The sequence below is a fragment of the Acetivibrio clariflavus DSM 19732 genome (assembly GCF_000237085.1).
Taxonomy (GTDB): domain Bacteria; phylum Bacillota; class Clostridia; order Acetivibrionales; family Acetivibrionaceae; genus Acetivibrio; species Acetivibrio clariflavus.
This window is the reverse complement of record NC_016627.1, coordinates 2,963,664-2,975,893: the sequence shown is the minus strand read 5'-3', so window position 1 is coordinate 2,975,893 and position 12,230 is coordinate 2,963,664. Positions and strand designations below refer to the sequence as shown.

The 12,230-nt window shown below is 36.0% G+C and carries 13 protein-coding genes; 10 read left to right on the top strand and 3 right to left on the bottom strand.

The features are described from left to right. Positions 1–417 precede the first annotated feature (417 nt). From CLOCL_RS12630 to asnB, 3 genes are all read right to left on the bottom strand, one after another. Entirely contained in the window at positions 418–1,032 is a 615-nt protein-coding gene (locus tag CLOCL_RS12630) for a hypothetical protein (RefSeq protein WP_041715155.1), read from the bottom strand. A 49-nt stretch (positions 1,033–1,081) separates the two neighbouring features. After that, complete coding sequence (locus tag CLOCL_RS12625) at positions 1,082–2,143, bottom strand: IS30 family transposase (RefSeq protein WP_014253858.1); 1,062 nt, start codon at positions 2,141–2,143, stop codon at positions 1,082–1,084. Between the two features lie 329 nt (positions 2,144–2,472). Continuing rightward, positions 2,473–4,317, bottom strand: coding sequence for an asparagine synthase (glutamine-hydrolyzing) (asnB, locus tag CLOCL_RS12620; RefSeq protein WP_014255719.1), 1,845 nt, complete (start codon positions 4,315–4,317; stop codon positions 2,473–2,475). A gap of 288 nt (positions 4,318–4,605) precedes the next feature. On the opposite strand from asnB, the gene CLOCL_RS12615 reads away from it, so the two are divergent. The 10 genes from CLOCL_RS12615 to CLOCL_RS12570 all read left to right on the top strand — a co-directional run bounded on the left by CLOCL_RS12615 (position 4,606) and on the right by CLOCL_RS12570 (position 12,152). Further along, positions 4,606–4,863: a CPF_0552 family protein gene (locus tag CLOCL_RS12615; RefSeq protein WP_014255718.1), complete on the top strand. Its 258-nt coding sequence runs from the start codon at positions 4,606–4,608 to the stop codon at positions 4,861–4,863. Between the two features lie 73 nt (positions 4,864–4,936). Further along, positions 4,937–5,623, top strand: coding sequence for an endonuclease III domain-containing protein (locus CLOCL_RS12610; RefSeq protein WP_014255717.1), 687 nt, complete (start codon positions 4,937–4,939; stop codon positions 5,621–5,623). Positions 5,624–5,657: 34 nt separating this feature from the next. Beyond that, positions 5,658–5,975: a putative heavy metal-binding protein gene (locus tag CLOCL_RS12605; RefSeq protein WP_014255716.1), complete on the top strand. Its 318-nt coding sequence runs from the start codon at positions 5,658–5,660 to the stop codon at positions 5,973–5,975. A gap of 352 nt (positions 5,976–6,327) precedes the next feature. Then, positions 6,328–7,125, top strand: coding sequence for a hypothetical protein (locus CLOCL_RS12600; RefSeq protein WP_014255715.1), 798 nt, complete (start codon positions 6,328–6,330; stop codon positions 7,123–7,125). A 133-nt stretch (positions 7,126–7,258) separates the two neighbouring features. Then, positions 7,259–8,029, top strand: a complete 771-nt coding sequence (locus CLOCL_RS12595; RefSeq protein WP_014255714.1) for a polysaccharide deacetylase family protein — start codon at positions 7,259–7,261, stop codon at positions 8,027–8,029. A gap of 183 nt (positions 8,030–8,212) precedes the next feature. After that, the gene (locus tag CLOCL_RS12590; RefSeq protein WP_245532792.1) at positions 8,213–8,863 is read left to right on the top strand and encodes a Mur ligase family protein; all 651 of its coding nucleotides are present in this window, start codon (positions 8,213–8,215) and stop codon (positions 8,861–8,863) included. Positions 8,864–9,254: 391 nt separating this feature from the next. Next, complete coding sequence (locus CLOCL_RS12585) at positions 9,255–9,938, top strand: single-stranded DNA-binding protein (protein ID WP_014255712.1); 684 nt, start codon at positions 9,255–9,257, stop codon at positions 9,936–9,938. A 150-nt stretch (positions 9,939–10,088) separates the two neighbouring features. Beyond that, on the top strand, positions 10,089–11,150 hold the full coding sequence (locus tag CLOCL_RS12580; protein WP_014255711.1) for an FAD:protein FMN transferase: 1,062 nt from the start codon (positions 10,089–10,091) through the stop codon (positions 11,148–11,150). Beyond that, on the top strand, positions 11,122–11,514 hold the full coding sequence (locus CLOCL_RS12575; protein ID WP_014255710.1) for a NusG domain II-containing protein: 393 nt from the start codon (positions 11,122–11,124) through the stop codon (positions 11,512–11,514). The genes CLOCL_RS12580 and CLOCL_RS12575 overlap by 29 nt, the downstream gene beginning before the upstream one ends. A gap of 125 nt (positions 11,515–11,639) precedes the next feature. After that, entirely contained in the window at positions 11,640–12,152 is a 513-nt protein-coding gene (locus tag CLOCL_RS12570) for a Gx transporter family protein (protein WP_014255709.1), read from the top strand. Positions 12,153–12,230 lie beyond the last annotated feature (78 nt).

The window sequence follows — 12,230 nt, the reverse complement described above, 5'->3', positions numbered from 1 at the left end:
TTACACATATAAAATTAGTTATTAAGATAGTATAAGTAGAAATTTATCAATAGCGGAATAATTAAATAATTTTAAGATAAGAAAAAAACAAGATAGTTACAACAGGAGACTAAAATATTGAATAATATTTCCACTATAATTATATAATATACCATTTTTGACTTCTATACAATACCCATTTTTGTATCAAATACAATACCCGTTTTACCATGCATGGTTATGAGTGTTGTATAAGCCTTTTTGTCCATAGTTTGGATACAAAATTCTCCTTCTTGGCGTTTTGTAGTTTTTTTGCCAAGAAGGAGAATTTTCGTTTATTATACATAAACACATTTATAACATGAGAGTTTCGGTATATATCATAAAATTTTTTCAATTTGCATTAAAATTATGAAAATAGAACGCAATTGCAAAGTACTATGAAATGTCAATATTCATATAAACGTTAAGGGTAAAGTCGCTGAAATGTTTCTCAAACTCTGCAGTTTGTATATTTCCGTTTGCATCGACATATTCAATACTGTATGTAATCTTCGAGTCACTGCCTCGGAAAGTAATATTACCTATTTTTTTGGGTCTAAATTTAATTTCAATGGTAAAGGGTTCTATAATATATTTTGTACCGTCATAGGTTAACTTTATATCGAGGTTTTCTATAGTCAGCTTTTGTCTTGTGGTACCCTCAACCTGATCAATACGAGATCCGGCAGGATTTTCAACTATTTGAATTCCTTCAGGAAAGATTTCGGAATATGTGGCATTTTTTACAACAGCATTTTTTGGAGGATCCAGTATTACATACTTATATACAGGTGAGAAGTCAAGCATTGATGCTGAATTGTAATAATGCTTATCTCCGTCAACAGAGGGTGCACCGGAAGCAACAGCAAGTTTTTCAATATTTGCTGTTATATCTTTTGGTGAGTTGTTTATAAAGACAGCCTTAATTCCGCTGTTTTTTATTTGGGCTGCCATGTCCAATGCATAATTGAGAGCATTGCCGTCAGCGTCAATAGTTCCGTCACCTTCCACGTTTAAATTGCAAGTTTAATTGCCTTACAAAATCTTACAGAACCCTGTTTTAAGCGACCACAATCTTTGCCATTTCATTCGCAGTTCGATAACCAAATATTCTCCTTGGGTAATTGTTCATCCAGTGCTCAATCCTTTTTATCTCTTTCTCCGTTAGTTTCCCTATATCCGTCCCTTTAGGAATAAATCGTCGAATCAGCTTATTAGCGTTTTCATTCGACCCTCGTTCCCATGAACTGTATGGATGTGCATAATATATCTTTAACCTCATCTTACCAGGAACAAGCACTGATGCCTCAAGCCCTTTGCTGTCCAGAAACTCTGTTCCATTATCTACTGTGACCGTTTTAAACAGTTTGGTAAACTTCTTCCCATACTTCCTTTCCAGTTTGTCTATCTCTTTCTTTACCGATGCCTGGCTTTTATCCGGCATCTTACGTATTATCTCCTGCCTCGTACTCCGTTCCGTCAGTACCAACAATGCTGCTCCCTTTTCTCCGCCTTTGCCAACTATACAATCCATCTCCCAATGCCCATATTCTCCTCTTTCTTCTATATGTGCCGGCCTTTCTTCTATGCTTGTCCCCCTCAAATTCTTTAATGCTATCCTTACTCTTCGGTATTTCCTCTTCTTCTTGTTCCGCTTTACCGGAAGGTCTTTGTTGCTTATATTAGCAAATATCCCTTTGTCTATGTAGTTGTATAGCGTCTTTGTGCAGATCATGGCTCTGAACCTTAACCCTTTGGCTTTTATCTCTCCTATCACCGCGTCCGGCGAATATTTGTCCTCTTTTATCCTCTTCTCTATGTAATTGGCTAGTTCATGGTCATGCCCGATCTTTAAACCCGCTCCTTTATTTGATGACGCCTCTTCATATCTTCGTTGTCCTACGTCTGCACAGTACTTCACTGAATAGGTCAGATCGCTGTTTAGCAACCTCACGCTGCCACGAGCTATTTCCCGTTCTATAGTCCGTCTGTCCCTTCCCATTACTTTGGCTATTTCCTTTGGTTTCTTACCTTCTTTCAATAATATTTCAATTTGATACCGTTCCCTCACATCCAGGTGTTTAAAACTTCTTCGTTTAGTGGTATTATTAAGGTGACTCATTTCGGACCCTCCAATATGTTTTGGTTTTGTCACTTAAAACATTATCAGAGGTTCTGATTTGAGTCACTTCTTTTTTATCATGTTTGGGCAATTAATTTTACAACTTACCATGTAAATTTGTATTCTTAATATCCCGGTTGATTATTTTATACTGAGAATTTCATAATCTTCATAAATTGAATGAGATATAAAGTGGTGATGAACAATAAAAAGTACATGTATCGTGAAAAACAGATTTTATAATTCGCTTTCACGAAATCATGTACTTTTATTAATGGATATGGAAATAATAACATTAGTGTTATGGCTAATAGTTTCCAGGTGTTAACTTATACAAGGGCAACTTTGTATTCTCTTAACCAAATATCTACCTGTATTAAATAAGCAAATAACTGAGGGCCAGTCATCAACTGTCCAAACCACGGTACACCGAAGGCGGTTCCGTCAGTGTCAAGAATCTCTTGAACTCGTTTTCGGTTAATAATTCCAAGCAAAGGTGAAGAAGGATCATTAAGTATGTTTTGCAGCCATTCCTTTACAGCTTTTAAGTAAGCAGGATTATGAGTTTTGGGATAGGGACTTTTTTTGCGGTAAAGCACATCATTCGGTAGTATTCCCTTAAAAGCACGGCGCAATAATCCTTTTTCCCGTTGATCCAAATATTTGATTTCCCATGGTATATTCCAAAGATATTCAACAATTCTATGGTCGCAGAAGGGAACACGCACTTCCAAACCTGTTGCCATAGACATTCTGTCTTTACGGTCCAAAAGAGTTGCCATGAACCACACAATATTCAAGTACATTATTTCTCGTCTGCGTTTTTCCGATTCTGTTTCGCCAGAAAGCTGCGGAACATCTGCCAATGTGTCGAGGTACCTGTGTTTCACATAATTTTCGCAGTTTATTTCTTGCGCTATATCCGGAGACAATATACTTGATCTTTCCTTTACCGACCTTGCCCAGGGGAAGGTATCGGCATTTAACATTTCATCATTATAGAACCATGGGTATCCGCCGAAAATTTCATCGGCACATTCACCGGACAGAGCCACAACTGCTTCTTTTTTAACTTCTTTGCAAAACAGCAGCAGGGAAGAGTCTATATCGGACATCCCCGGAAGGTCTTTGGCTTTGACTGCGTCGGTTAGAGCACTGACGATTTGCGGAGTATCCAGTTTAATATAATGATGACAGGATTTGATTTCTTCGGATAGCCTTTTTACCCATGGAGCGTCGGGATTGGGTTGAAATAGGCTGGGTTTAAAGTATATATCATTGTCTATATAGTCGACGGAAAAAGTATGAAGCTGTTTATTTCCATCAGCCATAAAGGCTTTGGCGGTTACAGCGGAAATTATGCTGGAGTCCAATCCTCCGGAAAGAAACGTGCATACAGGCACGTCGGCTACAAGCTGGCGATTGATGGCATCAAGAACCAAATTGCGAACTTTTTCAACAGTCTGATCAACACTATCGGTATGGGGCTTGCTTTCCAGTTTCCAATACCTTTTTTCTCTCAGGCCATTTTGATCATATATAATGAAATGGGCAGGTTTTACTTCGCTGATGTTTTTGAATACTCCATGTCCCGGTGTTCTTGCAGGACCAAGGGCAAATATCTCGGCAAGTCCATCCGGACCGACTTCACGTTTTACCAGCGGATTTGCCAGCAATGCTTTTATTTCAGAGGCAAATAGGAAAGAGTCGCCTGTCAGGGTGTAGAATAATGGCTTAACACCAAACCGGTCCCGGGCAATAAAAAGGCTTTGATCTTTTTCGCTCCATACTCCGAAAGCATAAATGCCGTTTAGATGTTCGACGCATTCGGGTCCCCATTCGATATATGATACAAGGAGCACTTCTGTATCGGAATGGCTATTGAAAACATGTCCTTTAGCTTCCAGTTCTTTTCTTAAATCCTGTGTGTTGTAAAGTTCGCCATTATAAGTTATTACATATTCGTTTTCACCGTATTTGCGTGCCATGGGCTGGCTTCCGCCTGCAGGGTCTACCACTATAAGACGCCTGTGACCCAAAAGCACATGATTGGAGCACCAGGTTCCGGAGGCATCGGGACCGCGATTTACCAAGGTATCTATCATTTCGTTCATAATGTCTTTTTTCATATGTAAGTCTTCTTTAAGGTTTATCCATCCTGCTATTCCACACATGTTCATCATCTCCAATTTAAAAATTAAAAGTGCCCGAAAATAATGGGCACCTTTGCCGAGTCAATAATTAACACATTTTCTGCGAAAGACTTAAAATATATGACAGTTTACAATGTGTCATAATATTTTACCGCATAATAAAATGTAAGTTATACAGTATCTACATTATTATATGAACAAAATTGATTTTTGTTTCTGAACTAATAGTAAAATTTATATTTTTGATTTAGAATAATAGTGACATGGTTATATATATTATTGAATAATATAGAAGGAGGAAGATGGTATATGCGTGAATACAACATTATGGCAGTACTTATTAATCATCGTTCAAAAAAGGCTCCAACGGTTCAGGAAGTTTTAACCAAGCACGGATGTTCCATAAAAATGAGACTGGGCCTTCATGATGCCGGTGATGTCTGTTCAGAAGAAGGTTTGGTATTGCTTCAGTTAGTGGGAGATAAATCGGATATAAAAGCTTTGGAAGATGAACTTAATGGCATTGAGGGTGTAAAAGCTAAGACTATGAATATTACAGCTGACTAAAGTAAATTGTATAGATAAAAAGTAGATATTATGTCTACTTTTTATCTATTTTTGCCGTCAGGGAGGTGATGTTTTGAAGGTCAAATCGGAAGCGGCAGGGATAAAAGAACAGCTTCTTAATATTTATTCTTTACTTTTTTTAAAGTATGGAGATCAGCATTGGTGGCCGGCAGATACCCAATTTGAAGTGATTGTAGGGGCGGTATTGACTCAATTTATCTCGTGGAAAAATGTGGTTAAGGCAATTGATAATATTAAGGAAAAGGATCTATTAGATATACATAAACTGTATGAATGCGACATTGAACTGCTTAAGGAATTAATAAAGCCAGCGGGTTTTTTTAATAGAAAGGCAGTTATATTAAAGGCCGTTTTGGTATTTATTATGGAAAATTATAATGGCGACCTAGACAAAATGTTTCAAACTTCGTTGGAGGTTTTAAGAGAAAAACTCTTGAATGTTAAAGGAATAGGCCCTGAGACTGCAGACTCGATATTATTGTATGCAGGAAGTAAAAGGATTTTTGTAGTTGATGCTTATACCGTAAGGATTTTTACAAGACTGGGTTTTTTGACTGGAACCGAAAATTACCATCAGGTACAGAAATTTTTTATGGAAAATTTACCTGAGGAGGTTGACTTATATAATCAATATCATGCGCTGATAGTTAAGTTGGGAAGCGAATGCTGCTCAGGAAAAAAGCCAAAATGCCTGGAATGTGTTTTGAAGGATTTGTGTCAGTTTGCAACTTTTTCCTAGAGGTGTCAAATAAAAAATTATGGAGGTATAAAAAATGATTATCACTACAACTCCTTCAATTGAAGGTAAAAAAATTATGGAGTACAAAGGTATTGTTTTTGGGGAAGTTGTTTCAGGGGTAAATTTTATTAAGGACTTTGCTGCCGGATTGACAAATTTTTTTGGCGGAAGGTCCAATTCCTATGAGGGAGAGTTGGTGGAGGCCAGGGAAAATGCCATAGCTGAAATGAAGAAACGGGCTGAACGCATGGGCGCAAATGCTGTTGTCGGTGTGGATATAGACTATGAAGTATTGGGCCAGGGTAATATGCTTATGGTTATAGCATCGGGTACAGCAGTGGTAGTTCAATAAGGAATGTAAAATAAACGTCTGTATATAGGCTTTCTATGGTGAAATAAAATCATAGAAGGCCTATTATTTATGGGGGAAATTTACAGATAAAAGTCAGAATTATCTTTCGGATTTGAGTCCGAATATTATGAACATGAGACAAGATTAAGAGTAAAAAATATTTCAAAGTTATAACCATGTGGTATGGAAATTTCATAGGATATATTAATGTGGCTTTCAAGTTCTGCAGTTTAATTGAACTGTTTATTGTATATATGTTAATATATAACAGGAATTGTTAACGTTTGGGATTTTGAAGCAATGTTTTATGGAAACGAGATAATTTTTTAACATTTAGAAAGAAGGGATTTGCATGAAGAGGAAATTACGTATGACAGCAATATATTTGACAATAGTTGCAGTGGTTGGCGGTTTTATATTAATTAATTCAGGCAACATAAAACAGAAAAAAGTTCCTCATAAAAATAATATTATTGAAATTGAATCAATAAAAGCACCTACAAAATATATCAAGGTTGGCAGAAGCGTTTTGAGTGTTTCTTTTCTTAACGGAACTGAAGGCAAAATAACATACCAGAGATTAATAGAATTGGCTTATCAGCACAAAGATGCAGAAAAAATTAATATACTTGATGTTGGATACTTAGAAGACAATTTTCTGGATGAGAATACAGAAAATATATCGAAAGAAGACAGTTCCTCTGAAAACAGTATAATGAAAAGTATATGGATAACATCTTTACCTACCTTTACTTCCGGAGTATATAAAACGGTACTTTATCGGGAAGTACTTGCTGATGACAGGTTTATTGATTCTTTTGCCAAAGGTCAGGAGTGGAAGTTAAAAAATGATATTACTGTAAAATTAAGAGCCACTGCGGACGGTAATTCTTTTGCCAGAATGGGATTAAATTTAAATAATGAGTTGGTTTGCAGGATTGCAAAAGGAACAATTTTAAAAGGACCTCCGGAGGATTCTGAGTGCAACTCCAGAGAGATTAGATGTACTTTCTATCAAAATGAAGGTATTTGGGAAAGATGGGGACTAATTAACGGTATACCTTATTATTTTTGGGGTAATTTTGCAGAGCCTTCCAAGTATGAATTATATGCGATAGACAGAATTGTAAGACCTGAAATTATGAGATAGATAAGGCAGACAATTTCAACGCTGTACTTTTTTAATAATATAAAAAAAGATGTTATACAAAACCGCTAGTATATAAATGGAAAATTTTGAATACTATTAATTTAGGACGATTGACGATATTTCAGGGGTAAAAATGAGACTATATGTTATTAAGTTAAATACCATTCACAAATGCGTACTTATAGGAGTTTTGGCACTTGTTTTATGTATTGGTATATTTGCATCCAGAGAGACTGTGGCCGAGGTGTTTGAGCAAAAACGGGATTTGCCCATTTACTCTGTGGAGTGCGATCAAAAGAAAGTTTCCATTACTTTTGACTGTGCCTGGGGGGCAGACGATATTCCGGATATTGTAAACACGCTAAAAGAGCATAACATAAGAGCTACTTTCTTTTTTGTAGGCCACTGGGCGGAGAAAAATCCCGATATGGTTAAATTAATAGCAGACAATGGACATGATATTGCAAACCATTCTTATTCGCATCTGCGTATGGGAGCAATTGATAACAACAGAATACGGACAGAGATTTTAAAATGTGATGAGGTACTGAAAAGGATTACCGGGAAGAAACCCGAACTTTTCAGAGCACCTTACGGCGATTATAACAATGATGTTGTAAGGATTGCCAGGGAACTAAATGAATATACGATACAGTGGAATGTTGATTCCCTCGACTGGAAACCCGGTATAACACCGGAACAGATAAAAAACAGGGTGTTAAATAATGTTGACAATGGCTCGATAATTCTTTTTCACAATGATACTCCCCATACAGCAAAAATTCTGCCATCAATAATTAAAGGACTGCAGGATAAAGGCTTTGAAATTGTTCCTGTGTCCAAACTGATAATGAGAGAAAACTATGAAATTAATTTTGAAGGCCGCCAAATAAAGAAAAAGTAATTTTTTTGATTTTAGAAAAAATACTTGTGTATTGAAGTTTTAGAGCATTTTGTATCAAGGATAATGAAAAATTGTATATAAATGTGTACCGTTAAAAGATATAGTATTTTATGTTTTACATAAAAAATAAAAAAAGAGTACATGATAAAATTGCAACTATTCTTAGGAAATGGGGTTAAACAAGTGCTAATAGCTGGTATTATCGGTCAAAGCAATAAGGAAAGCACAGCAAATCTCATTAATTCAATTTTTTCAGCCTCAAAAAAGAGGTTTAGCATTGTTGACTCAAAAACTCTTATAAATCTTGATGTTAAAAGATTTAAAGCATATTTGTCCGAGCTTTTGAAAAACAATACCGATATTTTAATTCTGAAGATTAATATTTTTGATATAGATAAAGAAATTTTCAACTACATAAAATTTGATATAATTATTTTTACCGATAAAGCCGATGATTTTAGTACAAACATTTCTGATGTTTATAAAGAGACAATGAGAAAAGCATTTTCTCTTTTGGACGACAAGGGCGTTGCTATAGTTAATGCTGATGATACCGAGCTTACAAACTTTCTGAACGGAATAAAGCACTATATTATAACTTACGGATTTAATCTTAAGGCCAGTATAACTACTTCAAGTGTAGGAGACATGGTGGATAAGACTGATATTATGTGCTGTCTGCAAAGAACTGTATTTGCAAGAAACGGAAATGTAATTGAGCCTCAGGAGTTTATAATTAAAACAAAGTCGGAAATATATGATCCGTACAATGTTTTGGCAGCAGCTACTTTTGCATTGGTTAACGGAGTAGATTTGAATTCACTGAATAACTAGTGTCTGGCAAGCAGAATTTATTTCTTATTTGTACGGCAGATTTTTTTGGCTGTTTGTCTAAAAAAAGTGATTTCAGGGATTTTCAAGTTTAAAAATGTGTAATATAATTAGAGATAAACTGCTAGTAACATTAAATATTGATTATTGATGCGATTATCCGGTGGGATTGCTTAAAGAACTGTTACGGGTGGATGTCCAATGGAATTGGCAAGATATCAGTAGATTATGAAAAAGTTGTAATTGCCATTTCTACCCCTATACTGGATAAAAAGTCGGCAATTTATTATTTTTTAATATATAAAAGTATTCTAAAATCTATCCGTTACGAATAAACATTACATTAGATAAATATTTAATGTACGCAAGCCTAAGAGAGGAGTGTGGGGGTCGGATGGTCGGAAACATCATAGAGAACAACATGGTGACCATATCCGGTAAAATAGCAACTGAAGCAGAATTTAGCCATGAGGTATATGGTGAGGGGTTTTATTTATTTTCGCTGGAAGTGCCCAGATTAAGTGAATGTAATGATATAATAAACGTTACTGTTTCGGAACGTTTGATTTCCAAGGATCTTTTGGAGGTAGGAAAACTGATTGAGGTTGAAGGGCAATTCCGGTCATATAACAATTATAATAATAACAGTTCTGAGACCAGCAAACTAATTTTAACTGTCTTTGCCAGAGAAATTAATTTCCTTGATGATGAGAGGAAAATGAAAAATCCGAATCAGATATATTTAAACGGTTTTATTTGCAAAAAGCCCGTATATCGAACAACTCCTTTTGGCCGGGAAATAACCGATATATTGTTGGCGGTGAACAGGCCTTACAATAAATCGGACTATATTCCATGCATAGCATGGGGCAGGAATGCAAGATATTCGGCAAATTTGGAAGTTGGAGACAATATAAAAATTTGGGGAAGGATTCAAAGCAGAGAGTATCAAAAGAAGCTGGAAAGCGGTGAAGTAATAACTAAAGTGGCTTATGAGGTTTCGGTTTCCAAAATGGAAATTTGCTCGGAAGCTAAAAAGAGAAGCGAAGAGAATAAAAATAACGATGAAAATGCCTAAGCTTAAAAAGTGGTGATCCGGTGGTGTCATCACTTTTATTTATTTTTGTGTTAGCAATCAGGTGTTTTTTTTTATTGATTTGTTATAATATTAGTTGCTAAAAATATAGGAAAAACTGTTTTTATAAAGCGGACAAATGGTGAAGCAAATATGGGAAAAAACTTCTTGACATTGATAGTTGTTTTGGCGGCAGTATGCTTATCAGCATGCAGTGTATTGGAAAATGCACCTTATAAGAATTTGGAAACAGAGCCTTATGAAAATACGGATTTTGCCATGGGAACTGTAATCAATCAGAGAATTTACGCCGATAATGCTGAGGAAATAAGCAGGAAAGTAATGGATAGAATCAGGCAAATTGAAGACGATATGACTATAAACAAACCGGGGGGAGAAGTAAACAGGCTGAATGATTCAGCCGGAACAGACTTTATAAAAATAAGCGAAGATACCCTGTATGTTTTGGAAAAAACCAAAAAGTTCTCTGAAATAAGCGATGGTGCTTTTGATGCTACAATAGGACCTCTTGTAAAAGAATGGGGGATTTCGACTGATAAACCTACGGTGCCTTCAATGGAAAGGCTGCAAAATTTGATTGGCCTGGTGAATTATAAGGATATAACAATTAACAGCGACAAGTCAGAGGCAAAGCTTGAAAAAAAAGGTCAACTGATTGATCTTGGCGGAATAGCAAAGGGCTTTGCAGCAGATGAGGCAATAGAAATATATAAGGAACATAATGTCAGGTCGGCTTTTATAAATATTGGAGGTAACATTGCTTTATTAGGAGGAAAACCAGACGGAAGTCCATGGAAGGTAGGTATTAGAAATCCCCGAGGACCGGAAGGGTCTTATATAGGGATTATAAGTGCAAAGGACAAGGCCATAGTGAGTTCTGGGGATTATCAGAGATACTTCGTAAAAGACGGAATAAAGTACCATCATATAATTGATCCGAAAACAGGTTATCCGGCCGACTCAGGGCTTATAGGTACTACTGTAATAGCTGATCTGTCGGTTGATGCCGATGCCTTATCCACTGCTACGTTTGTTTTAGGACTTGAAAAAGGAATGAAATTAATAGAAAAAATGGAAGGCGTTGAAGCAGTTTTTATAACAAAGGATAAAAAGGTTTATATAACCGAAGGACTTGCTGGTTCATTTAAATTTGAGGATGATAGCAATGGGTATGAATATGTTAAAAAATGGTGATATTGTACTTATAGGTATAATAGGAGTGGCTATAGTTATTTCCTCTGCTTTTGTACTGCAGTATAAAAGAGGTGACAGTGGGACACATAAAATTGCAGTAATAAAAGTGAAGGATAAAGTTGTAAAAAGTATAGATTTAAGTTCTGTTACTGAACCTCAAAGGATTGAGATTTCGGGGAAATATAATCAAGTGGTTCTGGTTGAAAAGGGAAGAATCCGGTTTGTTGAGGCTGAATGTCCCGACAAGGTATGTGTTAATACTGGATGGCTGTATGATAAGGGTGATATGGCGGTATGTATTCCAAACAACACTATGATTAAAATTGAGGGACAGTCTTCAAAGGTTGATATTGTCACCCATTGATGAAGATTTTGTACAAAATTTAACAATAGGCATACCAATAGACTTTTTGATGCTTAAAAAGGATTTAACTGACAGTAATTTTGATATTAAAAAGAATAGGTTTTAGTGTAGAAAGATTGAGATATATGGTTAATAACACAAAACGTATTGTTATATTGGGCTTAATGGTTGCCCTGGCCTTGGTTTTATCAATAATTGAATCTTGGTTTCCTGTACCGCTGCCTATTCCTGGGGTAAAGCTGGGATTGGCAAATATAATTACCATTACGGTAATAATATTTTTTGACTTTAAGGATGCTATATCGGTGGTTTTTATCCGATGCATACTGGCCTCGGTTTTCGGAGGGGGAATTACAGGTTTTCTTTTCAGTATATCGGGAGGAATTTTGAGTACTGTTGTAATGAACATCTTGTATAAAAAGGGCTCAAAGCTGTTTAGTACAATTGGAATAAGTATAGCAGGTGCAGTCTCGCATAATGTAGCCCAAATAGTAACTGCCGGCTTTGTAATGAGAGATTCGGCAGTATATCTCTTACTTCCTGTGCTCCTTTCATCGGGAGTTGTTATGGGGCTTTTCGTGGGGCTTTGCAGCGGTTTCTTGGAAAAGGCAATAAGAGCCGCTAAAATTATTTCTTGATAGAGTCGTGATAATATAAAGTTTTGTCCTTGCTTCCGCTATAAATTATATATTGCAGAAAAACTTCAGCGGAAGTTT